This is a genomic window from Citrobacter sp. RHBSTW-00671 (genome assembly GCF_014103415.1).
Classification (GTDB): domain Bacteria; phylum Pseudomonadota; class Gammaproteobacteria; order Enterobacterales; family Enterobacteriaceae; genus Citrobacter.
On the sequence record NZ_JABXPR010000001.1, the window covers coordinates 3,034,774 to 3,060,634 of the forward strand.

The 25,861-nt window shown below is 50.6% G+C and carries 19 protein-coding genes and 1 pseudogene; 7 read left to right on the forward strand and 13 right to left on the reverse strand.

Translation table 11 applies throughout. The features are described 5' to 3' along the window. Positions 1 to 7: 7 nt before the first annotated feature. The 7 genes and pseudogenes from HV261_RS14570 to HV261_RS14600 form a co-directional block, all read right to left on the reverse strand. Complete coding sequence (locus tag HV261_RS14570; protein WP_202038636.1) at positions 8 to 949, reverse strand: ABC transporter ATP-binding protein; 942 nt, start codon at positions 947 to 949, stop codon at positions 8 to 10. After that, positions 942 to 1,928: an ABC transporter ATP-binding protein gene (locus HV261_RS14575; protein ID WP_202038637.1), complete on the reverse strand. Its 987-nt coding sequence runs from the start codon at positions 1,926 to 1,928 to the stop codon at positions 942 to 944. The genes HV261_RS14570 and HV261_RS14575 overlap by 8 nt, the downstream gene beginning before the upstream one ends. After that, positions 1,925 to 2,821: a D,D-dipeptide ABC transporter permease gene (gene ddpC / locus HV261_RS14580; RefSeq protein ID WP_202038638.1), complete on the reverse strand. Its 897-nt coding sequence runs from the start codon at positions 2,819 to 2,821 to the stop codon at positions 1,925 to 1,927. Before ddpC ends, HV261_RS14575 begins: the two co-directional genes overlap by 4 nt. Further along, a pseudogene (locus tag HV261_RS14585) lies at positions 2,818 to 3,839 on the reverse strand (ABC transporter permease). The gene ddpC and the pseudogene HV261_RS14585 overlap by 4 nt, the downstream one beginning before the upstream one ends. 44 nt (positions 3,840 to 3,883) lie before the next feature. Then, positions 3,884 to 5,446, reverse strand: coding sequence for an ABC transporter substrate-binding protein (locus HV261_RS14590; protein WP_202038639.1), 1,563 nt, complete (start codon positions 5,444 to 5,446; stop codon positions 3,884 to 3,886). Positions 5,447 to 5,461: 15 nt separating this feature from the next. Continuing rightward, positions 5,462 to 6,049, reverse strand: a complete 588-nt coding sequence (gene ddpX, locus HV261_RS14595) for a D-alanyl-D-alanine dipeptidase (protein WP_202038640.1) — start codon at positions 6,047 to 6,049, stop codon at positions 5,462 to 5,464. Positions 6,050 to 6,063: 14 nt separating this feature from the next. Continuing rightward, positions 6,064 to 6,930 (reverse strand): MurR/RpiR family transcriptional regulator, encoded by an 867-nt coding sequence (locus HV261_RS14600; protein ID WP_202038641.1) that lies wholly within the window; start codon positions 6,928 to 6,930, stop codon positions 6,064 to 6,066. Positions 6,931 to 7,329: 399 nt separating this feature from the next. On the opposite strand from HV261_RS14600, the gene hdeB reads away from it, so the two are divergent. The 4 genes from hdeB to HV261_RS27720 all read left to right on the forward strand — a co-directional run bounded on the left by hdeB (position 7,330) and on the right by HV261_RS27720 (position 10,360). After that, positions 7,330 to 7,659 (forward strand): acid-activated periplasmic chaperone HdeB, encoded by a 330-nt coding sequence (hdeB, locus tag HV261_RS14605; protein WP_202038642.1) that lies wholly within the window; start codon positions 7,330 to 7,332, stop codon positions 7,657 to 7,659. A 155-nt stretch (positions 7,660 to 7,814) separates the two neighbouring features. Continuing rightward, positions 7,815 to 9,758 carry a methyl-accepting chemotaxis protein gene (locus HV261_RS14610; protein WP_202038643.1) on the forward strand — a complete coding sequence of 648 codons (1,944 nt, stop codon included), beginning with the start codon at positions 7,815 to 7,817 and terminating at the stop codon, positions 9,756 to 9,758. Positions 9,759 to 9,840: 82 nt separating this feature from the next. Further along, positions 9,841 to 10,068 carry a hypothetical protein gene (locus HV261_RS27715; protein WP_326929150.1) on the forward strand — a complete coding sequence of 76 codons (228 nt, stop codon included), beginning with the start codon at positions 9,841 to 9,843 and terminating at the stop codon, positions 10,066 to 10,068. Further along, positions 10,052 to 10,360 carry a hypothetical protein gene (locus tag HV261_RS27720; RefSeq protein ID WP_326929151.1) on the forward strand — a complete coding sequence of 103 codons (309 nt, stop codon included), beginning with the start codon at positions 10,052 to 10,054 and terminating at the stop codon, positions 10,358 to 10,360. Before HV261_RS27715 ends, HV261_RS27720 begins: the two co-directional genes overlap by 17 nt. On the opposite strand, the gene HV261_RS14620 is transcribed toward HV261_RS27720, so the two are convergent. The 5 genes from HV261_RS14620 to HV261_RS14640 form a co-directional block, all read right to left on the reverse strand. Continuing rightward, positions 10,357 to 11,724, reverse strand: a complete 1,368-nt coding sequence (locus tag HV261_RS14620; protein WP_202038644.1) for a glycoside hydrolase family 10-like protein — start codon at positions 11,722 to 11,724, stop codon at positions 10,357 to 10,359. The genes HV261_RS27720 and HV261_RS14620 overlap by 4 nt on opposite strands. 12 nt (positions 11,725 to 11,736) lie before the next feature. Then, entirely contained in the window at positions 11,737 to 12,021 is a 285-nt protein-coding gene (locus HV261_RS14625) for a VF530 family protein (protein ID WP_202038645.1), read from the reverse strand. Between the two features lie 129 nt (positions 12,022 to 12,150). Beyond that, positions 12,151 to 13,476 carry an HlyD family type I secretion periplasmic adaptor subunit gene (locus HV261_RS14630; RefSeq protein ID WP_202038646.1) on the reverse strand — a complete coding sequence of 442 codons (1,326 nt, stop codon included), beginning with the start codon at positions 13,474 to 13,476 and terminating at the stop codon, positions 12,151 to 12,153. Positions 13,477 to 13,478: 2 nt separating this feature from the next. Beyond that, positions 13,479 to 15,218 carry a type I secretion system permease/ATPase gene (locus HV261_RS14635; protein WP_202038647.1) on the reverse strand — a complete coding sequence of 580 codons (1,740 nt, stop codon included), beginning with the start codon at positions 15,216 to 15,218 and terminating at the stop codon, positions 13,479 to 13,481. A 10-nt stretch (positions 15,219 to 15,228) separates the two neighbouring features. Next, positions 15,229 to 20,553, reverse strand: a complete 5,325-nt coding sequence (locus HV261_RS14640) for a peroxidase family protein (protein WP_202038648.1) — start codon at positions 20,551 to 20,553, stop codon at positions 15,229 to 15,231. A 1,077-nt stretch (positions 20,554 to 21,630) separates the two neighbouring features. On the opposite strand from HV261_RS14640, the gene HV261_RS14645 reads away from it, so the two are divergent. Together HV261_RS14645 and HV261_RS14650 are read left to right on the forward strand one after the other, a co-directional pair. Continuing rightward, positions 21,631 to 22,260: a winged helix-turn-helix transcriptional regulator gene (locus HV261_RS14645; protein ID WP_202038649.1), complete on the forward strand. Its 630-nt coding sequence runs from the start codon at positions 21,631 to 21,633 to the stop codon at positions 22,258 to 22,260. A 109-nt stretch (positions 22,261 to 22,369) separates the two neighbouring features. Beyond that, on the forward strand, positions 22,370 to 22,987 hold the full coding sequence (locus HV261_RS14650) for an outer membrane beta-barrel protein (protein WP_202038650.1): 618 nt from the start codon (positions 22,370 to 22,372) through the stop codon (positions 22,985 to 22,987). A gap of 82 nt (positions 22,988 to 23,069) precedes the next feature. Here the strand turns inward: HV261_RS14650 and HV261_RS14655 are convergent, their stop codons facing one another. Next, positions 23,070 to 23,456: a KPN_03583 family lipoprotein gene (locus HV261_RS14655; protein WP_202038651.1), complete on the reverse strand. Its 387-nt coding sequence runs from the start codon at positions 23,454 to 23,456 to the stop codon at positions 23,070 to 23,072. A gap of 283 nt (positions 23,457 to 23,739) precedes the next feature. On the opposite strand from HV261_RS14655, the gene HV261_RS14660 reads away from it, so the two are divergent. Then, positions 23,740 to 25,695, forward strand: coding sequence for an alkyl/aryl-sulfatase (locus HV261_RS14660; RefSeq protein WP_442781066.1), 1,956 nt, complete (start codon positions 23,740 to 23,742; stop codon positions 25,693 to 25,695). Positions 25,696 to 25,861: the final 166 nt, after the last annotated feature.

A 25,861-nucleotide genomic window follows, 5' to 3' on the forward strand; every position in this document is an offset into this window, starting at 1 on the left:
TGCGCAGTCAACAGATATCAATGGCGCGCCAACAGCGAACTTCCCGTCCGGCTTCATTTTTCAGTAATGTCTGTTTTTTTTCACATCCGTGGGTTGCCAGAGGGCATCTGTCGCGGAAAAAACAGCCTTGTGGTAGCGTCCTGTTGCCGGGGAGTTCGGTTTTACGCAGGACCAAATCTTCAGCCAGTGGCGTACCCGTTTTAGGCACCGAATCCAGCAACAGACGGGTGTAAGGATGCGCCGGATGCGAGAGAACCTGCTGCGCATCGCCCAGCTCGACAATTTGCCCAAGATACATCACCGCCACACGGTCGCTCATATGCCGGACGACCGATACGTTATGCGATATCAGCACAAACGTCAGATTCCGCCGAGCCTGCAATGCAACCAGTAGATTGAGGATTTGCGCCTGTACCGAAATATCCAGTGCCGACGTCGGCTCATCAAGAACGATCACATCCGGCTCCGATGACAGCGCACGGGCGATGGCAATACGCTGACGCTGTCCGCCGGAAAAGGCGTGCGGCAGGCGATCGAGGTATTCCGGACGAATCCCTACCTGTCGAGCCAAACCCTCGGCCAGGGCGCGGCGTTCGCGTTCAGGGCTATGCTTTTGGATCCATACCGGCTCAGTGATTATTCGCCATACCGGCAAGCGCGGGTCCAGGGACGAAAGCGGGTCCTGAAAGACCATCTGCATACCGTTGTGCTGTTTGCCACCGCCGCAAGAATAGCGCCCCTGGCTCGGTTTGAGCATCCCCATCAGCAGTTGTGCCAGCGTACTTTTACCGCAGCCAGATTCGCCAACAATCCCCAGCGTTTCCCCCTTGCGGATTTGTAAATCCAGACCGTTGAGTGCATGCACCCGCTCTGTTACTTTGCCGAGCCAGTTTTTTCGCGCGGGGAAGTTGATATGAACATCCTGCAGGTCCAGTAAAATATCAGACATGTGTTGTCTCCAGTTGTGGATACCAGCAGGCGGATTGTTGATCCGCACCGCCCTGGCTGCATAAATCAGGTGTTTCTTCACAGCGAGGCCCCGCGGCAAAGCAGCGCTCGCGGAATGCGCATCCGATAGGTAAACAGGTTAAATTCGGTACGGTACCCGGAATCGCGGGGAGCAAAGCACGCGGTTCACCGTGCTCAGGCGCACATTTCAGGAGGCCAATAGAGTAGGGATGCGTGGGGTGCTGAATAACGGTTTGCGTCGGGCCGCTTTCAATCACGCTCCCGGCATACATAACGTATAACCGGTCACATAATTGCGAGACAACGGCCATATCATGGCTGATAAACAACACGGCGGTACCGCTGGCCCGTGCTTTAAGCTTCAGTAATCGCAGTACCTGAAGCTGTACCGTGACATCCAGCGCGGTAGTGGGTTCATCGGCAATGATCAGGTCTGGCTCGCAGGAAAACGCGAGCGCAATCATCACGCGCTGACGCATCCCCCCAGAAAGCTCAAACGGGAAGCGGGACATCACTTCCGGGGCATCCGGGATTTGCATTTCTTCCAGTAACGCAATGGCTTTCTGCCGGGCATCCGTGCGGTTCAATGCCTGATGATGACGAATGACCTCCACCATTTGTTGGCCGATTCGTCGTGTTGGATTCAACGCCGTCATCGGCTCCTGGAAAATCATCGCCACGCGCTGGCCGCGCCACTGGCGCATTTGTTTTTCGCTGGCAGTTAAAACATCTTCACCCAACAGCGTAACGCGCCCCTGATGGATACGATAGCTTCCTTCGGGTAACAGACGCATGGCGAGCATGGCCGTGACGGATTTCCCTGAGCCAGACTCACCGACCACGCCGACAATTTCACCCCGGTTGATATGCAGCGACACATGATTCAGCGCATGCACATCCGCTTTATAACCGGGGAAGCTCAGGTGTAAATTCTCGATCTCCAGGACAGGTTGTGTCATGACTGTTTTCCTCCGGCTTTCGGGTCCAGCAGATCGCGAATACCATCACCAAAGAGATTAAAGCCCACGGCGGTAATCAGAATGGCGGCACCAGGAAATGCGCAATACCACCACTGGTCAAGCACGTAGTTTCTACCAATCGCCACCATTGCGCCCCATTCAGCGCTGGGTTGTTGGGCGCCGAGCCCAATAAATCCGAGCGTGGCGGCCATCAGGATCGCACTGCCAATATCCAGTGATGCCTGCACAATCAGCGGGGGAAGTGAATTGCGTAAAATATGCCAGCTGATCAGATGCCAGCGTGATGCGCCATAGGTTCGTGCGGCCTGTACATAAGTAAACTGACGAACGACCAACGTTTGACCGCGCGCGAGGCGTACATAGAAAGGAATACGCACAATCGCAATCGCCAGCATGGCATTGAACAGGCTTGGCCCTAATGCGGCGGCCAGTGCCATTGTCAGTACCAGCGAAGGAATGGACAGCATAACATCCATCAAACGCATGATGATCGCATCGGCACGTCCGCCCATCACGCCAGACAGGCATCCCAACAGCGAGCCCAGCCCGCCAGCGATACCGACCACCACCAGACCGGCGACAATTGACTGCTGACTTCCGACCAGGACGCGACTGAACAGATCACGACCCACTTCATCGGTGCCAAACCAGTGGGTGGCTGACGGTGGCAACAGGCGTGCGGTCAGATCGATAGCGTTAGGATCGTAAGGGGTGATCCACGGAGAGAGCACCATTAACAGTAGCATCAGTACAATAATGACGCCGCCAATCAGCGTCAGCGGACTGCTCTTCATCATCCAGAATAGCTTTGCCCAGTCAACACGGCGGCGGGTCGCTGGTGATGGGGCGGGTGTTTCTTGTGTGAGCATCACTGTGCACCTCCACGTCCGATTCGCGGGTCAATCCACAGGTAAAGGAGATCCACCACCAGGTTGACCAGCACATACGCAAAAGAGACCACCACGGCAAATCCCATGACTGCCGGGAAATCGAGCGCCTGAATGGAGGTCACGACCCAGGCGCCCATGCCTGGCCAGGCAAAGACCGTTTCGGTCAGTACCGCGCCATAGAGCAGATCGCCCAGGGCCAGGCCCAGCACGGTTATTGACGGAATCAACGCATTCGGCAGCGCATAACACAAAATGATGTACCAACCCGGTAAACCACTGGCCCGTGCGGTGCGGATATAATCTTCGCTCAGTTGTTCCAGCATGGCGGAGCGAATCTGTCGGGCAACGATCCCTAAGTGCACAAAGGCCAGTGTCAGCGACGGCAGGATCAGGTGCTGCAGGGCATTGAAAAAGACCTCGGCGTTGCCTTCCAGCAGCGCATCAACCAGATAGAAACCGGTGACGTGCGTGGGGGGATCGAGCCAGTCATCAAGCCGCCCGCCGCCGGGTAAAATCTGCAAATGTCCATAAAACAGCACGATAACCCCGAGGCCCAACCAGATGCCGGGGTCGAAATACCGGTAATAGCCATCAGGCGGACAAGGTGGTCGAGCCAACGGTTGCGCCAGACAGCAGACAGAATACCCAGCGGGATACCGATGATCAGCGCCAGCAGCAGAGAGCAGAAGGCCAATTCAAGCGTGGCAGGGAAGAATACGCGCAGTTCATCCAGCACCGGACGTCCGGTGCGAATGGAGGTGCCTAAATCACCCTGAAAAATATCGCTGACGTAACGGAAAAACTGAATATACAGCGGCTGATTCAATCCCAGCTGTTGGCGAATATTTTCGACAATTTCATCGCTGGCGCGATCGCCGGCCAGCAGCCGTGCGGGGTCGCCCGGGATCAGGTGCGAAATAATAAAAGTGATTACACAGACACCGGCAACCACCAGGATAAGTCCCCAGCATCGCTGGCGTAAAATGCTCCAGAACGTCATTGGCTTCCCCTTGCGGAGCCAAATCGGCTCCGCATTAACGTGGCTTATTTACTCATGGTGGCGATGTTGAAGACCTGTTCCAGCATGGGGTTGAAGACAAAACCTTTGACGTCTTTATTCATCGCCAGCTGGTAGTTTTTCTGGAATAAATAGACGTAAGCCGCTTCATCAATGACGATGGTTTGCGCCTGCTGGTAATCATTGGTTCTGGCAACCTGGTCGGTGGTGGCCAGCGCGCTGCGCAGCAACTTATCGACCTCACTGTTTTCATAGAATGAACGGTTACCCGGCAAGCCTTTCTTATCCGATTCGAACCAGTAGTTCATGAACATGTACGGGTCTGCAAAGTCCGGGCTCCAGTTACCGATGGCAATGTCATAGTCACCTTTACCGACGCGATCGCGCATGGTGGCATTCGCCAGTTTTTCCAGTTTCACCTTAATACCTAACTTGCCGAGGCTGGCCTGAGTGGAGAGAGCAATCGGCTCCCAGTTCGGATCGTTATCGGAATACAGGAAGCTCAGGGTTTCGGGTTTGTTGGCAACGTTACCTAATGCTTCTTTTGCTTTTGCTTCATCAAAGCTGTACTGCATGGCTTTGTCATCAAAACCCCACATTCCCTCAGGAATAGGACCACGCATCTGCTTGCCGTTACCGCTCAGTATCCCTTTCACCATCCCCTTATAATCCGTGGCCCATGAGATGGCGCGGCGCAAATCCACCTGATTGAGCGGCGCTTTGCTGTTGTTCAGGTATAAATAGGTCACACGCAAGGATGGGTAATCCGCCACGTTGACTTTACCTTCCTGTTTGAGGGCAGCAAGCTGGTCAACAGGGAGTGCATCGGCGATATCAATATCGCCCCGGGACAGTTGCAAACGACGGGAAGCGCTTTCTCCGATGATTTTGACCGATACGCGTTTAAACGTGGGTTTAGGGCCGGAATAATGTGGGTTGGGCACCAGCACCAGTTGTTGTCCTTTTTGCCAGCTCTTCAACATAAAGGGACCAGACCCGGCCGTATTTTGTGCCAGGAATCCACGGGCATCATCCGCAGCATGCTCTTTTAAGATAGCCGGGTTTATAATTGAGGCACCGTCATTGGCCAGCGTATATAAGAACGGCGCGAATGGTTGGCTAAGGGTAAATTTCACCGTGTTGTTGTCGATGGCATCAATCTTCAGGTCTTTCGGGAATGCCTCAGCTGGCCCTTGACCGATCTTGAGCAGACGCTCAAAAGAGTGTTTTACTGCATCAGCGGTCACTGGCGTGCCGTCGGCGAATTTAGCATCGCTTTTCAGGGTAAAGGTCCATTCTTTTTGGTCATCAGACGCTTTCCAGCCGCTGGCCAAATCACCTTCAACTTCCGTGGAGCCTTTGCCGCCCTCAGTTTTGTACTGAACCAAACGCTGATATGAGGGGTAGGTCACCGTCCAGTCGTTGTTATCGATTGTTACAGCGGGGTCGAGCGTTTGTGGATCGGCGGCTTTACCGATAACCAGCATATCTTTAGGGACAGCGGCCTGCGCGGCAGGCAAGGCGACCGCCAGCGCAACGGCTAACAGAGCGGGGCGAAAAAACGAGGTTAACGCAGGTGTAGTCTTCATAACCAGGCTCCAGAATTAAAGGGGATGTTGTGTTGTTATAGACGTGACACTGTAACAAGCTATTTGATCGTTAAGCAGCGGGTAACGCGCGGCATTCGGCAGTTCGAAATGCCACCACTCGCTGTTGATGCCGACAAAACCGCCGCCGAACATGATGGCATTGAGCAGCAGTCGATTACGCTGCGCAGCCGGAGGAACTGAAGGGTGCCAGGCATGGGAACGGTCATGCATTTCATCAAAACCGGCCCCCATATCGAGCACATTACCGCGAGCGTCCATCAGCGTGACGTCAATGGCCGTACCCCGGCTGTGATTCGAACCGATCGCCACATCTACCACATACTGCGGGTCCGGACAGGCATTCCACAGTATCGCCTGCGCCTGCTGTGGGCGGTACGCGTCATACACCACCAATGACAAACCCGCCAGCTGCGCGATGCTGATGCTTTTGGCCAGCGCAGTGACGGCCTCGGAATGCAGCAGGCAGCGCGCTTCCTGGTAGATAGGCGCGCCGGTAATGTTATCGGCTGTAGCGTATTTCAGATCGATATGCAGTGACGGGAATATCACCGACAAATCGACCAGTACTGGGGTATCTGACATAGCACGTTTCCTGTTTATTGTTCGAATTGACCAAATTGTTGTTGTAACTGGCGGTTAGTTTGCAGGCGTCCCGCGAGGGAGTCGCCCAGTTGCGCGACCACCGCGGAGAGTAATAGGTTGAACAGGCAACTTACCGGCGCAAGCGAATCCCAGAAGTGCCCGGTGTCCGTTTTCACCTGAAGTAAATCAATGGCATAGTCTCTGGCCCAGGGGCACCAGACATCCGTGATTAACGCGAGAGGAATGCCGCGCTCACTGGCAACGCGGCAATATTGTCGGGATGTCGCCGAGTAAGCGCGCGTATCGGTGATCACGACATAAGGTTGATTAAATCCCGAGTTCAGCGACTCAACCCAGCTACCGGAAAGCCCTTCGGAGTAACTCACTTTCGGGCGCAGATATTCCAGATGGCTAAAAAAGGCGTTGGCGATCCCGCGGGTGGACTGGATACCAAGAATATAAACAGCTTCTGCCTGCGCTAATTGCTGCGCAATACGTAAAAATGTCTCGCTTTGCGCCAGTTGGTAGACGTGGGTGATAGCGTCAATTTCCAGCAGCAGCGACTGTTGTACGCGGTCAGGTAGATTTTGCTGCTGGTGCCAGGAGTCCAGGCGCTCGTTCATTCCCCAGGGCTGATAGGGAATTGCGGGTATTTCACGCAGGCTGGCTTTCGCATCTTCCAGGTTACGAAACCCGAGTTTACGCAGGTAACGCCCGACGGTAATGCCACTGGTTCCTGCTGCTTTTGCGATGCCGTCTGCCGTTTCAAAAGGGATCTGTGCAACGTGCGCTAACAACCAACCGGCAACGCGCTTCTCGCTGGGCGTTAGCTGGATAAAGGTCTGTTCTATGCGGGCAAATAACTCAGGTTTTGATGTCATTACCATCTCGCTGTTAGTTGTTTGTCAGATACCGCTTCACTGTTACCGGATTAACAATGCAGGACGCGTGCCAGGTCGGCGACAACGCTACGTCGACGTTCTTTGTTAAAAAACATCAATTTTCATTAACTAATGATCAACATTTGTGCAGCGTAGTTCAGTTTTGGTGCAACGGTAGGGGAAGTGAGGGATGAATCTGCTGATTTCGTCGTAACGATCACATTGTGTGCAACATTTCTTATCAGACATCAGAATCAGTAATGTGAAATATAAATTTCAGCCATATCGATGGCCGTAATCTTTATTCTTCTGATGGTGGGAGTATTATTTTTTGCGAACTACATTAACGGTTTAAAGCGCAAGTGTAGATATTATCTGGATTATAAATGGAGTACTACAATGAATAAATTCTCCCTTTCTACAGCAGGCATCCTGGTCGCAGCGCTGTTAACCAGTGTAAGCGTCAATGCAGCAACTGATAACGCTAAAACTGAAGTCACTCCGAAAAGCATGAGCTGCCAGGAGTTTATTGATTTGAATCCGCAAACTATGGCTCCGGTTGCTTTCTGGGTGCTGAATGAAGACGAAGACTTCAAAGGCGGTGACTTCGTTGACTATAACGAAACCATCACTACAGCTGTGCCTCTGACCGTTGAACTTTGCAAAAAACATCCGCAAAGTGAATTAAGCAAAATAAAAGAAGAAATCAAAAAAGAATTATCTAAATAAGATTAACTGTGTATTAAAACCCAGCCAGAGTGCTGGGTTTTGCTATTCGTGACAACGTCACTTATTTATTTCGTAATACTTAAGAAAACGTTATAAAGATATAAACTCCTGTGCCGATACTGGGTAAAAGTTAGCCTTTTGCAGAAGGAGTTTGTATGGCCTGGTATCCTACTCGTATTTCAACGCGGTTAACCATTGGCGGCATCCTGCTGCTTGCGGTGACCACCCTTGTTATTGTTGCAATTATGCTCTGGCGTGGTCAGCCACGCGTCGTTGAAATCAATACCGCCCTGATAGAAGAGACAGGGCAAGGTTTAACCCGTCAACTGAGTACGGTGCTCTCTCGTATCGAGGGCGAAACCGTCAGTCTGTCACGACTGGCCGAAGTACTGCCTAATGATGAGTCTTTGTATCAAAGCGTGGTTCCACACCTGATTGGCGAAGACAGCCACTCAATTATTACCGGCGGCGGGATCTGGCCAGAGCCAAACGCGTTCACCCCGGGAGTAGAGAAACGTAGCTTTTTCTGGGCGCGCAATGCTGAGGGTAAGCTTGATTTTTCGAATGATTATAATGCCGAAGGATCTGCCGGTTATCACAATGAAAGTTGGTATCAGCATGCGAAAGGTCACTCACAAAACAGTTGTCTGTGGTCTGATGTTTACCAGGATGCCAGTTCCGGCGTGAACATGGTGACGTGCAGTATTCCGTATCAATTAGCCGGCAAGTTTGCCGGTGTGGCCACCACCGATATTCGTCTGGATAACGTTGCGACCTTTATGCAGCAGCAGGGCAACAGCACCGGCGGCTACGCATTTGTGGTTGATAAACAGGGGCAGATCCTCTATTTCCCCCAGGCCGATCAGACAAAATACAAAACCTTTAGCGATCTGGTGCAAAGCGCACACTGGCTGGCCCCGGTAGAAGCCGGGCTGAAATCGCTTCGTGCGACTGATGGCGTGAAAACCATCACGCTGGAAAGCGACAACGTACTGAATGCCCCGTCACGCGTCATGCTGTTCCCGATGGCGGATACTGGCTGGGTCGTAGGACTGGTGACACCGGAAACGCGCATCGTTGGCCTCGCCAAAGTCATGATGCAGGATGTGCTGGAAGTGCTGATCCCGATTATGACCGTGTTGCTGGTAGGGTCATGGCTGGTGGTGCGTCGCTTGATCTCTCGTCTCGATGATACACGTCGCGCACTCGATGATATCGCGCAGGGTGAAGGCGATCTTACCCGGCGTCTGGATGTTCGCGGTAAAGATGAGATTTCAGATATTGCGGAAGCCTTTAACCTGTTCGTCGATAAAATTTCCGCCATTCTGATCACCGTCAGAAGCAGTAGCGTGGTGGTAGCTAATAACGCCGTCAGTCTGGCCGACAGTAACATGGAGCTTTCTTCACGGGTGACTCAGCAGGCGGCCGCGCTGGAAGAGAGCTCGGCGGCGATGGAACAGTTAAATGCGACCGTTCATCAAAATGCGAGCAACACGCAACTGGCAGATGAACTGTCCGACAACACTGCGCAAACGGCGAATCGCTGTGGCGACGTGATGCAGGGTGTGATTTCGACAATGGATAACGTCAGTGCCTCGTCAGGTAGAATGGTGGAAATTGTCGCCGTCATCGACAGCATTGCCTTCCAGACCAATATTCTGGCGTTGAATGCCGCCGTTGAAGCCGCCAGAGCGGGGGATGCAGGCAGAGGATTTGCGGTTGTCGCATCAGAAGTTCGTACCCTGGCACAGCGCAGTGCCACTGCGGCCCAGGAAATCAAAGCGTTGATCGATGAGTCCGTTTCACATGTTGGCAGCAGCAGCCAGCAAATCCACAATGCCGGTGAGCGCCTGGAAGAGCTGGTCAACAACGTGCGTCAGGTTAGCCAACTGATGGGGGAAATCCGTGTCGCGGGTGACGAGCAGCGCAAGGGCGTTTCCGAAGTCACCCTCGCCGTCACCGAAATGGACAGCACCGTGCAGCAAAACGCATCGTTGATTGATGATGCCGCCACACGAACCCAGGTGCTGAAAGAAGAGGCGGAACAACTAGCGTTACTGGTTTCCTCATTCAAATTGCCGGAGCCTTCAGCGGCCTGATCCTAAAGTATCCGGGTGCATCATCTGCGCCCGGACAACACCAGGCTACACTTAACGTGGTTAACACGTCGGGAGCCAGAATATGGCTGAGTTTGTCGTAGCGATGCTGGTGCACACCCCGGTGTGGGTATATGTCTTGTTGGTCTTCCTGTTATTTCGGGGGATTAAAGCCAGGATACCCGCTACCGTTACGCTGGAAAAGCTGGCCCTGATCCCGGCGCTTTTTCTTTTTTTGGGATATTTACGATCTGGTCACTTACCGCGATCGGTCCATCAGCACGTATCTACAGTGGATGGTTGGTATTATTAGCGGCGTGATTGTGGGCTATATGTTGATAAACCCCAGCCGTCTGGCACGCAGTACCGCACCACGCAGCATTCATCGCCCGGCAGATTACTCTGCATTACCGTTCATGATGTTGGCCTTTGGCATCAAATATGTACAAGGTGTATTGAATGCTATCGCTCCCGATATTTTACGCCAGCCGGTCATAAGCGCGTTGGCGATCATGACCGGTGGCGTGTTTGCCGGGGTGTTTATCGGGAAATTTATCCGTTACGTCAGCGTTTATCTCCGATCACCAGCTCCCGGCAACACTTAGCGTCCCCAACGCTCACGAATATAGGTCACGGCTTCCTGGGTTTGCGGTTGGTTTAGATAGTCCTCCCGAAACAAGATAGTGCCATTAATATTCGGTTCGGACTCGTTTAGATCGAGTTGCTTTTTCAGCTCCGGCACACCGCCTTGTACCGTCCAGTCCGGTTCTTTTCGTGACGGCTCACCCACTTTATACAGCGCAACACCTATATACAGGCGGGTATGGGTGGATTTCACCACGCCAGCCCACCACTTTGCCAGTACATCATAACGTGCCGCATCACGGGCGAAAGGCCAGTACAGTTGTGGTGCGATGTAATCCAACAGACCTAATTGCACCCAGCGGCGGGTATCGGCATACGATTCATCATACGCGGCCGCCCCTCGGGTGTCGGAGCCTGCCGGATCGTGGGAGCGATTACGCCACACGCCTGCAGGACTGACGCCAAACTCCACGTCAGGCTTAAGCTTTTTGATGGTCTGTGAAACCTGTTCGATCAGCCGTTGCGTGTTATGACGTCGCCAGTCTGCTTTTGAATCAAAACCCTGACCATATTTTCTGAAAGTCTGGCTGTCGTTTAGCGTCGAACCCGGCGATTCGGTGTAGAAGTAGTCGTCAAACTGCACGCCATCCACCGGATAATTCTCAACGACTTCCGCCACAATGCTGGTTATCCAGTCGCGCACATCAGGAATACCCGGGTCCAGTACAAAACGTTCACCCGATGTCCGAATCCAGTCCCGATGCAGGACATAAACACTGGACGGATTCTGCGACAACGTGCGATTTAATTCTGCAACCGTTGACGGTTTCGTATTGACGGAGACGCGGTAGGGGTTAAACCAGGCATGAACTTTCATCCCGCGTTTGTGCGCCTCATCGAGCATAAATTGCAACGGATCGTAACCAGGATGCTGGCCGATGGTGCCGGTCAGAGTGTCTGACCAGGGAAGAATTTTGGATTGCCACAGCGCAGTGCCGTCCGGTTTTACCTGGAAAAAGACGGTATTGATCCCTAGACGTTGCAGATTATCCAGCTTATCCGTCAGCGCTTTTTGCTGCTGGCTGATGCGGGTGGCGGGCGAACTGATGTTTACGGATGAGATCGGCGGCCAGTCCAGACGGGAAACCGTTGCCAGCCAGATACCACGAACCGGCTCTTTGCTCTGTTGCGGGGTTGTGACCGGGGGATGAGGGGTAACCTTCGGCCCTGGCGGTTGTGAAGAGCAACTGCCAAGTAACAGCATACTGCCAACCAGTACAGCAAACCATTTCACATTGGTTAGCGGTAGCGTGTTGCGGGAACGGGCGAGGAGAGTCGCCAGTTTTTTCTGATAATGACCTGAAAAAAAACCGGATGCTGACATCGGATTTTGCTCTTATTTTTTCTTGTTGCGGCTGTTAGCCCAGGGATCAACGGCAGGAGCGGTGGGTTCTGGTGCAACGTCATGCAGAGAATCAAGATACAGTGCTTCAACTTCTGCCCGCGCCCACGGCGTACGACGCAGAAACTTCAAACTGGATTTAACGCTCGGTTCATTTTTAAAACAGTTGATGTTTATCTGTTGGCCAAGTTCAGCCCAACCATAACGATCAACCAGGGCATTGACCTGCATTTCGAGCGTCACGCCATGTAAGGGGTCTTTAGAAATATGAGCATTCATATGAAGTCCAGTTCGGTGGTTCCAGATTTTGTCAGTCGCGCGAGCGAAAGGTTACAAGAAAGCAAGGCGACCAGCAATGGTATAAACCGGCATAGCACGGTGAATGAGCACCATGCCAGCAATGTGCGCTCAGTACTCCTTAAAGGCGAGTTCCAGACGGGCGATCAGCGGTTTAAACAGGTAGCTTAAAAAAGTTCGCTCGCCGGTCTTGATGGTCACGCTCGCGGGCATACCCGCTTTAATCTTGTAATCGCCCAGCAAACGCGCTCCTTCTGCGGAAACTTGCACTTCGGCGAGATAATAGGGCTGTTGCGTCGCTTCATCAATTAAACGATCTGCTGAGATGGTCAGAACTCGGGCTGGTACGGAAGGTAACAGCGCATGGTTCAGGGCAGGAAACAGCACGTCAACGATTAAACCTGGGGCCAGTTTATCAATGGCGTGCACCGGTATCCTGGCGTCGATTTGCATCGGCTGTCCAGCGGCAACGATATCCATGAGATGCTCACCGGGCTGAATCACACCGCCGACGGTACTCACTTTGACATCCAGAACGACACCGTTGATTGGGGAACGAATCTCCGTGTTATCCAGTTCATGGCGGGTAGAAACCAGTTCATCCTCCAGCATCGCCACTTCTTTTTGGTTTTCAGTTAGTTCGGACTCAACTTCGCGTAAATACTGATGCCGTACCTGATACGCTTTGATTTTTAATTCGTTTTGCTGGGATTTGAGTTTAGCAATGTTCAAAATATCTTCGGACACACTGCCGGATATTTCGGCCGCCTCGCGCTCCAGCACCAGTAATTGTGCCTTGGGGTAATAGTTTTTTTCACTCAGCGCCCGAATCGCGCCCAACTCCCGATTGATCAGGTTGAACTGGTGATCGCGGTACCCTTTTATTTTATTAAGATTATCCGTTTGCCCGACCAGGCCATCGAGCGTTTCCTGAATCATGGACAATTCATCCTGAATCGTTTTGCGTCGCGTATCGAACAGTTTGGCCTGTAGATTCCTGACTTCTGCCAGCCGTTTATTACCGGAAAACTGCTGCGTCAGCATGGGATTAAATACGATTGCCTCCAGGCCATCTCTTTCTGCTAACAGACGATCTTCAATGCTTTTGGCGGAAATATACTGTGCGTTTAACGCGCTGTAGCGCATGTCGAGTTGCATCTTATCCAGGCGGACAAGCACCTGATTTCGCTTAACCAGGTCACCCTCTTTAATAAAAATATCCGTCACTCTACCGCCGCTCAGATGCTGAATAGTTTTTCGGTTACTGGATACGGTTACCGTACCGTCAGCAACGACGCCCGCATCTAAAGGGGCTTGCACTGCCCAAAATAAGAAACCACCCACCCCCAGCACAATGACAACGACGCCGCGAATAATGGGGGACCAGATGTTGGTATCCACACCGGTGACGTCCGCGTTACTTGGATTCTTTTTCATCTTCATGCCTCGCGCTGCTGTTCATTGGTGGATGAAGAGGGTGTTGCCACTGGTTTCAGCACGTTAGCCTGGCGCAGATGGGCGAAGACCTGATCGCGTGTGCCGAACTCCTGAATAGCGCCGTCATTGAGCAGTAAAACTTTATTGACCACACCGAGCAGAGTAGGACGGTGCGATATAATCACGGTCGTTTGTCCCTGTGTTCGCAGCGTGTTGATGGCTTTAATGAGAGCAAATTCCCCGGCATCATCAAGATTGGCATTCGGTTCATCAAGGACGATAAATGCGGGGTTGTTGTAGACAGCACGCGCCAGCCCAATACGCTGGCGCTGCCCGCCGGACAACTGGTATCCACCTGCGCCGAGCGGTGTATCGTACCCCTGCGGCAGGCGCAGGATCATCTCGTGTACACCCGCCAGAAGTGCGGCCGCCACGATCAGTTCGCTGTCATTTTTCGTAAAACGCGCAATGTTCTGTGCGATAGTGCCGTCAAACAGTTCAACATCCTGTGGCAGATAGCCTATCGAGGGCCCCAGCAGGGCTTTATCCCACTGGCAAATATCTGCACCGTCTAACCTGACTTTTCCTGATAACGTCTTCCAGACACCGACCAGTACTTTCGCCAGTGATGTTTTTCCGGATGCAGAAGGACCGATAATCCCCAGCACTTCGCCTTGTTCGAGTTGAAAGGAGATATTACGCAGCAACGGGGCGTGTTGTCCGGGAGCTGTCGCAAACACGCCTTCAACGCTGATGTTGCCTTGCGGACGCGGCAGGGTCAGCACGTCTTGCGGGGCCGGATGCTCCTTTAGCAGCTCCGATAACTGATGCCACGCGCTACGAAACTGTACAAACTGCCTCCAACTGCCAATGACTTGTTCCACCGGGTTCAGGACGCGTCCAAGTATAATCGAGGCCGCGATCATCAGACCTGGGGTAATATGCCCACCAATTACCAGCAACGCCCCGGCGCCCAACGCGACAGATTGCAGCAACACACGAACAAACCGGCTCAGGCTGCTTAACCCCGCCGTTTTATCGGCGATCTGTGTTTGCAGTACCAGCACTTTGTTATGCTGTTCCTGCCAGTATGCTTTTAGGGTGGAAAGCATGCCCATCGCCTCGATAGCATCGGCGTTTTGCAGCTGTTTATTCAGCCTGCTGGCATTATTAATGGTTAAGGCATGGGCTTGTTGAATAGGGCGCTTAGTGGAGAACTCTGAAACCAGTGTCAGAATGAACAATAGTGTGATTCCGCCCAGAGACAGGTACCCCAACAGGGGATGCACCAGAAAGGCAATAAACAGATAAATCGGCGTCCATGGAATATCCAGCAATGAAAACAAGCTGTTCCCGGAGAGAAACTGGCGGATCTGATCGAGCTCGGCTAAAGATTGTGCCGGGTTGTTATCACCGGTGGACATTTTTCTTCTAAATGCCGCATTAAAAACTAATTGACTGAGCTTTATATCCAGCCGATTTCCCAGTCTTACCATGACCTGTGCACGAGCGGATTCAATCATGGCAATAATGATGTACAAACCGACAATTAATAAGGTGAGCATTAGCAGCGTCGTGGTGTTTTTACTCACCAGTACGCGATCGTAAACCTGCAACATATAGATTGCCGGCGCCAGCATAAGCATATTAATCACACAACTAAAAAACAGCAGCATCAGAAAAGTGGGTTTCGTTCCTTTTAATGCATCATTCAGTTCTGTTGGCGTATGCTGGCGCGACATAGTCTTCTCCTTATACGATCAATGAACTATTGCCATTGTTGCTGGCAAGGGTAGTTGGCATTTCCAGATAAAAATCACCCATATTAACGGTGGTCGAATTGACGCCCACTAACGTAATGGTGTCAGTGCCGATGGTCACGATGGTGTTGCCGTTATTTCCGGTGATAGAGACGCTGCTGGCAAAGTTCTCCGCGTTAATGCCGAGCAAAACGAGGTCAAGGAAGTCCTGTCCGCCATTGGGGTTACTGTCAAAACCCGTGATACGGTCCTGTCCAAAGTTGGCTCCGAAGGCGAAAATATCACTTCCGGTTCCGCCATCCAGAATATCGTTTCCTTCCTGACCATTGAGAATATCGTCGCCATTACCGCCAGAGAGGGTATCGGCACCCGCGCCGCCAATCATGACGTCGTTACCGTTCCCACCCTGCAGGTTATCGGCACCCTCTCCGCCATCCAGGAAGTCATTTCCGATACCACCAAACAACTGGTCATTGCCGCCCATACCGAACAGATAGTCATTGCCGCTACCCCCCGTGATGATATTGGCGATTGAATTACCAGTACCGATAAAACTACCGTTCCCGGTAAAGACCAACTCTTCCACGTTATCGGTCAGGTCATAACTGCTGAGAGTAGTACGGACAATATCCGTCCCGCCGTTGAAATTTTCGATCACGACATCACCAAAATCATCAACGATGTAGGTATCATTACCTGTACCGCCGGTCATACTGTCAGCGCCAAGCCCACCGTCCAGGGTATCGTTTCCCGCGTCACCTTGCAGCGTATCTTGTCCCGCCTGGCCGGAGAGAGAGTCATTACCCGCACCGCCGACTAACAGGTCATCACCCGCGCCACCCAGTAAGGTGTCATTGCCGTTTTCACCGCGCAGGATGTCACTCCATGCGGTACCGATGAGCGTATTGGCACCATTATTACCTACGATCAGATCGCCCACAGGCTGCGTGGTTGTCGACGTCAGGATAACCGGGGGGTTACCTTCATCATCTACGACAGTGACGACCACCTGCAACGTGCGGCCGACCATAGCCTGGCCTGGCGTGAAGGTGGCAGATGTTGCGCCGTTGATGTTGACGAATCCGGTCGGTGAACTCATTCTCCATTGATAGCTGAAATTTCCGCCGCTCAGGCCATCAGCGTCGGCGATACCCGAAACCACCGCCGTCAGCGTCAGACTTTCCGTTGGCGTGAGATCATTAATCACCGGCGCACCTGTTGTCGCCTGATTACGCGGCAAGACGGCCTGAGTTTGTGCCGATACTAAGGTCTCGGCATCGCCCATTCGGTCATTGAAACTGGCGACAACACGCAGCGGAGCGCCCTGGATAGCGCCGGGAACGCTGAACTCCACGCCGGTTGCCTGATCCTGCCATTGTCCGTTAATTAAAGCCTGCCATGTCATGGTGATTGCGACATCTGCCGCAAGACCGTTGCCATCGAGCAGGTTTGCTACGTTAACCCGTAACAGGTCACCCACCGACGGGTTTGCACGACTGATTGCCAGGTCGCCCGTCGCGTGTTGCGCCGTGACCCACAGCTGTTGACCATCGCCAAATTCCAGTTTTTCGATATTCAACAGGCGGTCAACGCCATCATTCAGGTTCAATGCGGCATTAGGGGTGGCGTGATCGACTCTGAGGCTACCATCTGCCATTCGGGTAAAGGCATAGTTGCTACTGACATCGCGATACACTGCCACATCAGTTTCCGTGCCATCGCCCTCATGCAGGATTTCGCGCACAATCGACAACTGGTTCGGTTTCAGCGTACCTGCCAGCATGTACGATTTCAGCTCAGCCATGCTTTCGGCGCTGGTGAGCCCCGGCATACCTGAAACAGCAATGCGCACGTTCAGCCAGGCGTCGCCATCAATGATGTCATTACCGGCTTTACCCATAATGCGGTCGCTACCGCCGCCGCCGAGTAGAATGTCACTACCATCATCCGGATTGAGTAACACCGCATCCGGGTTGGCTGAACGCGCGACACCGAGAATAGCCTGCAGACCGTCGATTCTGTCGGCACCTTCCTGGGTCAGATTATTAGAGAGGGGGACACCCTGAACCGGTGCAGTACCGATCGGTTGTTCCGTACCGGTCAGGATATCATTGTGTTTCCAGCCAGAAAGACCTTCGACCAGGTCAAAACGGTCGCGCAGAATAAACTCCTGCTGGTTGACGAAAATCGGGATACCCAGGTCAGAGTTAGCGCCATTAGGATCGCCTTTATGGATCGCCCAGTCGAAACCGGCCATACCATTATTACGCTGGATCCCCGCGCCCTGAACCATGATGTCATCACCGGCTTCGCCATCGTAGTCCGTATCGTTACCCTGACCGTTCAGGACATCGTGGCCAATAATGGTGCTGTTGAAGAACAGCTCAGAGTTATCACCCGCGAGAGTGTCAAACCCATCACCACCTTCCAGCCAGTCATCGCCCTCATTACCCATCAGGAAATCGCCACCCGATCCCCCAAGCGCAAAGTCGTTGTCCTGCCCAGCGAAAACCTCCTGGGCATCTTCACCGACCACGACGAAGTCACTGCCCGTGCCGCCAAAGACCAGATCGTTTCCGTTACCGGAGAAGATCACATCATGCCCGGCATCACCATGGAGGAAGTCAGCATCGCCTACGGGTGTACCGGTGTCCGTAATGATGTCATCGCCATCACCACCGTGGACCACATCCGCTTCATCGCCGCCGTCCAGACGGTCATCACCACCATCTCCCCACAAGCTGTCGATACCTTTCCCTCCGATGAGCGTATCGTTCCCTGCGGTACCGCCAAGCACCACATGACCATCGCCGGTATATTTCAGATAACCACCATCGGCGAAACCGTCACCGTCCACATCCGCCCCAGGATCGCGTCGTACCAGCAACGGCGAGAGCAGATCTTTCAGCGGATTTCCCCATTTAGGGTCGATTTCCGTTTGCAGCACGCGGTTTACTTCGAATATATGGTCTGGGGTCTGAAACAGGTTAGCAGGCAGGTGAGAGGAACCTTCTTCACCGAGATCGCTGTTGCGCATAACCAGGGCAGAAAACGAGTTGGCTTCCAGTTCGTTCAGTAAATTCAATCCTTGTACCCGACTCAAATAGTAGAAACGGTCACCGTCCTGCAACATTTCCATCTGTGTTTCGAAGACAAAATTGAAGGTTGATCCGAGCATGCCGCCAAATTCATTTTTGCGTTCAGCAAGCCCTCCAATCCAGAAATCGACCTTATTCAGACCCGTTTCTTTGCTGGCCCATGCGCCGGTACTGTTGAAGAAATCCATGGCGTCTGCTGGTGGCGCGTTGTTGGCATCACCAAATAACAGGAAATTAACCGCTGCGCGTTTACCCTCCAGGCTGGTGGCATTGAGGATCAGTTCGTGCTGACCATAGGCGGCCATAAAGTTGATTATGGAGGCCGGGTTTTTCAGGTATGTGGTGAAATCGGCCCAGCTGGTATACGGCCGTAGCTGGCTATCGCCGCTTAATGCAAAGAACTGTTCACGGGCCTGGTTCAGCGACGGCATAGCCGTATCACGTCCACGGGCAATGTTAAGTGCCCCCAAATCAAGCGGCAGGCCAATCAGGTTATTACGCAAGGCGTCAGTAATAAACTCATCAATCTCGTTACCGACTTGTCGCGTCATACCCCGAACAATCGCGCCGATGGCCTGTTCATCGGACACGGTGGCACCGTTAATTTCATTAAATGCCACTGGATTGAGGAATGCGGCAATCAGACCGATATCACCGTTTTGCATGTCAATGTCAGTGCGCGCTACGGTTTCTGTGAGCATTGAATGCCCGAAGCGATAAACCACGTGCGCAAATTCAGCAAAGATCTGCGGGTTGATATCTGCCGTGTTTGAAAAAACAAACGGATCGACGGCAGGTTGTACGGTGCGAGCAAACTCCTCGAAAACGAGGTGCTGGTACTGCATTTCCGTGGAGAATCGCCCCGCCTGGAAGAGGTATTCACCGTTCCAGACCAGCGTACTGGTGTCAGCGGGTAGCTCAGTGATTTGATGTGAGGGCATCAGCCACTGGTTGATAAGGTCAATATCACCGGTTTCCAGCAGGGTGGTTTTATATTGCTCAACCAGCCGGTTATGTTCACTGTGAAATACGGCGTGAACGGCAGTTAGCCCAATGTTTTCATTACCGCGCCCGTCACCGGTGATAAAGTGGCGATCCAGGAGTTCATCATCGTACGTGCCCGCTGGCTGTTGCCCGCCAATAACGTCGTCATCATCTGCCAGTAAACCCGCTTTTGGCGCGGCAGTATGCGCAATATCATCGAGAAAAGCATGCCCGGTTCGAAAGGTGCCCTCAGGTAACAGACCGCCATTGGCTTCTACCAGCCCACTCGTGGTAACAATCTGTACTTTTCCATTTTCACTTAAAATCAAATTACCGTAACGATCAGTCGCCAGCAGCGGCACATTAAACACATCCTGATCGGTCAATTTAATGCCGAGTAGCGTTTCCGCCTGGTTCTTGACGTCAGCCCAGGTTGCCAGCCCACCGTTAGCCCCACCTAATAAATTACCCGTCGGCTCAGGTTTACCGTCAATTAATACATATTCACGGATAAAGATCTGATGCGACGGATGAGAGGTGTAGGTTTGGTTCTGGTCGATAAATGGGGTTGTAAGGTTAACGGTTTCTCGATTCTCATCGACCGTTGCCCGGGTTAATAACATAAAGTTGGTCGACGAACCTTCAACATATAAAGGGTCGTCGGGTTGCAATGGAATGAAGACGATGCCGTTTCCTCCTTTGGGGATGAGGTCCAGACCATGGTCAAAAAACTGACCAAAGAAAGTCATCCAGCCATTAAACGCCGGAGAAAGGCCAATGTCAGGGGATTGGTTAGGAATAGATAAACTGCCATTTCCGGTAGTCGTCCCCCCCCCGGGAGCATCTTTTAAGACATTAAATGCCTCCAGCGCGGCCGGATTGGAGGCGGTTTGGTCCGAAATTAAGTTACTAATAACACGAGGATCGGCATCAATGACCGTCCCACCGATCTGGATATAACTGGTCATTTCATCCGCATCCTGCCAGTTCAGTGCCGTTAATCTTGGCATTGTCTGATCGGCCGAACCGTATAATTCCTGACCGGGGAGGAGGTTATTCCATGAACCATCTACAGTACGCAGCCCGTAAGGTAACAGTGGACTGGAGACTAATTCCCGTAGCATATCAGCGTTGATGCTACCATCCGGGTTAGTCGCCGCTTCGGATATTTTTATCTGCTTAAGAATAAAAGCAAGATCGTGGAGAGTGACAGTAAAGTCATATTGTGAGGCCATACGTTATTACCCCTATCTTTACCTGTATTAGCTATCATCACCCATTTTTCTATTTACAAAAACTGACAGAAGAATAGGCAGTATCAGATACCTGATTGTTATTACATGCTTAGATTCCATTTTGAAAATACAGAAGATACCCACAGCGTATTTAGAGTTGTTCTCCTGAACTTTACTTTTCACAATGAGGTGCTCACCTCATTTATATAAAGGTTTGAGCGGATAGCTGATACCGTGGGCCATTGAATTAAAAGGGTTACTTATGGCGCACGGTTTTGAGAAGGACAAGTCTTCTCAAGGCTTAAGCGTGTTAGGGGAGTTGTAACCTCATATTACATTTCTGTTATGATCATAACTATGGTTTTTCCTTTGCCGACTTCACTCATACTTTTCTATCAAAAGATTAAATTTTCATTTCTTTACATTAAAATTTATTACCATGCTAACGTGTTTTATAATAGTAACGTCGTAGTGTGGAATATAAAATTTAATATTGGATAAAATTCAACAAGACACCATTCCTGGTCAATGATTATGATGTTGCGAAAATCAATATAACAATCTTTGTTAAACAGAGAGGAGACTTTATCGTTTTACAGGGAAACCACAACGTTCCTCTGGCAATAAAGATTACCCTTCCAAACAGGTAACCCAATGAATAAAAATATTATTCTCATCTCCGGGATGCTCTTTTCGACTGTCGGGCATGCCAGCCCATGAAACAGACATCGAGGATACCGCGCTGGCGGAAGCAGGCCAGGCCGCGTGCACTTAGGGTTTGCCAGTGTTAACTACAGCTATCAGTTCTGGTATTTGGGTGCTTTCCGCTCATTATCAATAATCACCACGTTGAACTATCTCCCGTCATTTTTTCGTCTAACACGCACGGTATAGCCGCATTTTTACCCATGTCAGGCTATCTGCTGGTGGCCTTTTTCATTTGTTCTAATTTAAATAAAAACTCATTTCTGCTTTAAGTATTGGGCAACATATGATTCTAATAGGCTAATGAACTATCTTCATGAAATAACCATTGATTCACGCCACTCAACCAATTGAAAGAATACAGGTTTTCTCATGCAAATTTTACCCCCGGTACGCCCAGAGCAAAGCATACAACGTTTGACGCAAGCGCTTGAACCCATTGCGGAAAAATTCAATGTTGTTCCGCGACGACGCATCATGTGGAAATACAAAAATCAGCCTCAACTCTACTTGTTTTTGCAAGGAGAGCTCTCTATTTTACGTTCTTCCGATGGTCTGTTGATTGTGACTGTCTATGAGCCTCATTTGTTTGGTATTGCCGAGATGATCCAACCCGTGCACGCTCACTTGCTACGTGCTGAAGCGGAATCAACAATATTACGTGTTGATGCCCTTAAAGCCAGGGAACTCTTCAATCAACAAGGATTGTGGGAAGATGCCGCTGCGCTACTTGCCTATCATACCGGCTATTTATTTTACCGAGACGATTTAGTGGTGCAACAGCGTACCTATTCAGTGATACGAAATCATTTAGAGGAAATGAATCTGTTACCACAAGAGACCCGACTGCGCGTTTCTATTCTGGATTATATTCAGGAACGTACGCATTTATCGCGCAGTAGTGTTTTGAATGTTGTCTCTGCGTTAAAAAAAGGGGGTTATATTGACTTTGAACGGGGAGGGTACCTAACGTCAATCCACAAATTACCTGAGGGGTTTTAAATAAGTCCAAAAATAAATTAAAAACCAATTATCAACGTAGTCTAAATATCCTATTGTAGCGACACTTTATTTGTTCCAAACATAACTCTATGTCCACGATAGGAAAGCTATGAAAAAGACACTTATTACACTCATTATTGCTAACGCTTTTACCGCAACAACCGCTTTTGCTGCTGCCGATGTCGGCACCTGGTACGCGGGGGGGAAATTTGGTTGGTCACATTATTTTGACTCCAGCACAACACAACAAGCCAATGACCACGGGGATAAATACGGTAATGTTGGCTTTGATAGTGATAATGTGGGTGGCGGTGTATTTACCGGTTATCAAATTACACCGTGGCTTGCCGTAGAGGGTGGTTACGATTACTTAGGTAATATGCAATTCAATGGTAGAAATGGTGCATCAGGTTCGCAAATGAAAAGCCAGGGGTTGCAAGTAACGATGAAAGCAAGTTATGGTCTGACCGATGCCTGGGATATTTATGGTCGGGCAGGGGCAATAGGATATCGCGCAGAATCTGATATTAAAGGAAGTAACCATTTTGACACGGGTATACGTCCGGTAGTCGCGGTGGGTACGGAGTATGCTTTCAATAAAAACTGGGCTGGACGCCTTGAATATCAATGGGTAAGCAACGTGGGTAACGAAAACCAGATTGGCGCCAGCAGCGATATCAGTTCAGTAACGGCAGGGGTATCCTACCGTTTTGGCCAGCTTGACTGAGTAGATTAGTAGAGCGCAGAACAATGCATTAATAGCGCAATGTGGGAAAAGCCTCCTCAATAATAATGAGGAGGCTTTTTTATTACTCAAATAAAGTGGCAACAGTTTGATTGATGCTTAACAGCCCAGTTTTATTCTGCTCTTTATAATAGTAATCGTTCATCTGTTGCATTTGCTCAAGCTTGGTTAAAGATGCATACACCTGGTGAGTCTCACTGTGAACATCAAAAATATCACGTGATTTAACATCCTGAAGATATTCACTTTTTAGCGACATCGCAACATTGTTAATTTGCTGTTTATTTTTTTGATATAACGATCTGTACAGTTCAGGATTAGCGGGTGGCGATGGGGCGTCCTGTTGTACAACTGGAATAATTATGTTGTTAACTTTGCTTACCGGTGCAGGTGGTGCCGAATTACAGGCAGAGAGTATGCCAATGAAAAAGATAAGATAGAGTTTGCGCATGTGCTTTATATAGACAGTAAATGGGTGTCTGCCATTATCTTTTTAAACAGGGGTGCGTCCACAACTATGATGTTTAAAAATAAATTGGTCGAAATTTAAAATTAAACACAGTTTTATTTCTCGGTAGAAGATGAGCGTGTTAGCCTTTGATTATTGAATTATGGTCATCGTCAGCATGCAACGATTTTAAAGCCAATCAGCAATCAAATCTGCAGAACCCATTTCTGCACATTAATATATTATCAGCCGAGGATTTATGAAACTTAATAAAGTAGTTGGTTATATGGTTATGGCGGGGATGTATTCTGTATCGTTAATATCACTTCCTGCGATAGCACAGGAGGTGGCGAAAGGGGCCACGGCACAGACTAAAAGTGTGAATGATGCGTTGTATGGACAACTCCCGTTCACGGATAAAACCGATTTTTCTAATGCTCACAAAGGCTTTATTGCGCCACTGCCACACGAATTGATTAAAGGGAAACAAGGAAATATCGTCTGGAATCCGCAGCAGTATGCCTTTATTAAAGAGGGCGATAAAGCGCCGGATACGGTGAATCCGAGCCTGTGGCGCCAGTCACAATTGATCAATATCGGCGGCTTGTTTGAAGTCACTGATGGCGTTTATCAGATCCGCAATCTGGATCTTTCGAACATGACCATTATGGAAGGTAAAGAAGGCATTACCGTTATTGACCCGCTGGTCTCGGCAGAAACAGCCAAAGTAGGAATGGATCTCTACTACCAGAATCGGGGCAAAAGACCTGTTATTGCCGTTATTTATACCCACAGTCATGTTGACCATTACGGCGGTGTGCGTGGTGTTGTCGATGAAGCAGATGTGAAATCCGGCAAAGTAAAAGTATATGCACCGACAGGCTTTATGAAAGAAGCCGTGTCGGAAAATATTATGGCAGGTAATGCGATGAGTCGCCGCGCCAGCTATATGTATGGCAACCTGCTGAAGCCCGATGCAAAAGGTCAGGTAGGCGCGGGCCTTGGTACGACAACCTCCGCCGGCACGGTAACGTTGATTGAACCCACTAACTACATCACTCATACCGGACAGAAAGAAGTTATCGATGGTTTGACCTATGACTTTATGATGGCCCCGGGTTCGGAGGCACCGTCGGAAATGCTGTGGTATGTGGAAGAAAAGGGGATGATTGAAGCGGCGGAAGATGTCACACATACCTTGCACAACACTTATTCACTGCGCGGTGCGAAGATCCGCGATCCGCTGGCATGGTCGAAATATATCAATGACGTCATTACTCGCTGGGGGTGTAAAGCGAACATTATTATTGCTCAGCACCACTGGCCAACCTGGGGGAATGATAATGTGGTGAAGTTAATGAAGAGTCAGCGTGATATGTACCGCTACATTAACGATCAAACTTTGCGCATGGCAAACCTGGGGCTGACCCGCGATGAAATCGCCGCCAATTTCAAATTGCCATCCGGTCTGGCAAAATCATGGGCCAGCCGGGGGTATTACGGATCAGTGAGTCATGACGTGAAAGCAACGTATGTCTTTTACTTAGGCTGGTTTAACGGTAACCCGGCAACCCTCGATGAACTTCCGCCTGTTGATGCAGCGAAAAAGTATGTCGATTACATGGGGGGAGCGGATGCCATTATGCAAAAAGCAAAAGCTGACTATGCTCAGGGGAATTACCGCTGGGTAGCGCAAGTGACTAACAAGATAGTCTTTGCCGATCCACATAATAAAGACGCGCGCAACCTGGAAGCCGATGCACTTGAACAGATGGGGTATCAGGCAGAGTCTGGCCCGTGGCGCAATTTCTATCTGACCGGTGCACAGGAATTGCGTAACGGTGTAGTGAAAGGTGCGACACCCAATACGGCCAGTCCGGATACGGTTAAAGCTATGTCGCCAGAGATGTTCTTTGATTATCTGGCGGTACATATCAATGGTGAAAAAGCGGCAAATGCGAAAGCAGTCTTTAACGTTGATTTGGGGAGCGATGGCGGAAAATATAAGCTGGAACTGGAAAATGGTGTGCTTAACCACAGCGCTAATGCACAGGCCAGCGATGCGGATGCTTCCATTGTTTTGAACCGTGCAACCCTCAACAAAATCCTTCTTAAGGAAGAGTCGCTGACACAGGCGAAAGAGAAGGGCGAAGTGACCATTACCGGCAACCAGGCTAAAGTTGATGAACTCCTCAGCTATTTAGATAGCTTTGATTTCTGGTTTAATATCGTAACACCATGATTTTATAGATAAATGATAAGACCCGCCATAACAGGCGTTTTTTTTATTCTCTGATGCTGCGCTTCATTCAGGTTCGTTAACAAGGAGGTTTAAATGTTGTATAGCAATTTGCTACCATTTGAGCTAAGGTTTACGTATAGCATTTTGCTACCAACAGGAGAACCTC

What these genes read in the sequence shown, in the direction of transcription:
- HV261_RS27715 (WP_326929150.1), top strand. Translation starts at nt 9,841, where the DNA reads ATGGCTGAGTTTGTCGTAGCGATGCTGGTGCACACCCCGGTGTGGGTA.
- HV261_RS14630 (WP_202038646.1), bottom strand. Translation starts at nt 13,476, where the DNA reads ATGAAAAAGAATCCAAGTAACGCGGACGTCACCGGTGTGGATACCAAC.
- HV261_RS27720 (WP_326929151.1), top strand. Translation starts at nt 10,052, where the DNA reads ATGGTTGGTATTATTAGCGGCGTGATTGTGGGCTATATGTTGATAAAC.
- HV261_RS14600 (WP_202038641.1), bottom strand. Translation starts at nt 6,930, where the DNA reads ATGACATCAAAACCTGAGTTATTTGCCCGCATAGAACAGACCTTTATC.
- HV261_RS14635 (WP_202038647.1), bottom strand. Translation starts at nt 15,218, where the DNA reads ATGTCGCGCCAGCATACGCCAACAGAACTGAATGATGCATTAAAAGGA.
- HV261_RS14660 (WP_442781066.1), top strand. Translation starts at nt 23,740, where the DNA reads ATGGTTATGGCGGGGATGTATTCTGTATCGTTAATATCACTTCCTGCG.
- HV261_RS14575 (WP_202038637.1), bottom strand. Translation starts at nt 1,928, where the DNA reads ATGACACAACCTGTCCTGGAGATCGAGAATTTACACCTGAGCTTCCCC.
- ddpX (WP_202038640.1), bottom strand. Translation starts at nt 6,049, where the DNA reads ATGTCAGATACCCCAGTACTGGTCGATTTGTCGGTGATATTCCCGTCA.
- HV261_RS14645 (WP_202038649.1), top strand. Translation starts at nt 21,631, where the DNA reads ATGCAAATTTTACCCCCGGTACGCCCAGAGCAAAGCATACAACGTTTG.
- HV261_RS14640 (WP_202038648.1), bottom strand. Translation starts at nt 20,553, where the DNA reads ATGGCCTCACAATATGACTTTACTGTCACTCTCCACGATCTTGCTTTT.
- hdeB (WP_202038642.1), top strand. Translation starts at nt 7,330, where the DNA reads ATGAATAAATTCTCCCTTTCTACAGCAGGCATCCTGGTCGCAGCGCTG.
- HV261_RS14625 (WP_202038645.1), bottom strand. Translation starts at nt 12,021, where the DNA reads ATGAATGCTCATATTTCTAAAGACCCCTTACATGGCGTGACGCTCGAA.
- HV261_RS14620 (WP_202038644.1), bottom strand. Translation starts at nt 11,724, where the DNA reads ATGTCAGCATCCGGTTTTTTTTCAGGTCATTATCAGAAAAAACTGGCG.
- HV261_RS14590 (WP_202038639.1), bottom strand. Translation starts at nt 5,446, where the DNA reads ATGAAGACTACACCTGCGTTAACCTCGTTTTTTCGCCCCGCTCTGTTA.
- HV261_RS14650 (WP_202038650.1), top strand. Translation starts at nt 22,370, where the DNA reads ATGAAAAAGACACTTATTACACTCATTATTGCTAACGCTTTTACCGCA.
- HV261_RS14610 (WP_202038643.1), top strand. Translation starts at nt 7,815, where the DNA reads ATGGCCTGGTATCCTACTCGTATTTCAACGCGGTTAACCATTGGCGGC.
- HV261_RS14570 (WP_202038636.1), bottom strand. Translation starts at nt 949, where the DNA reads ATGTCTGATATTTTACTGGACCTGCAGGATGTTCATATCAACTTCCCC.
- HV261_RS14655 (WP_202038651.1), bottom strand. Translation starts at nt 23,456, where the DNA reads ATGCGCAAACTCTATCTTATCTTTTTCATTGGCATACTCTCTGCCTGT.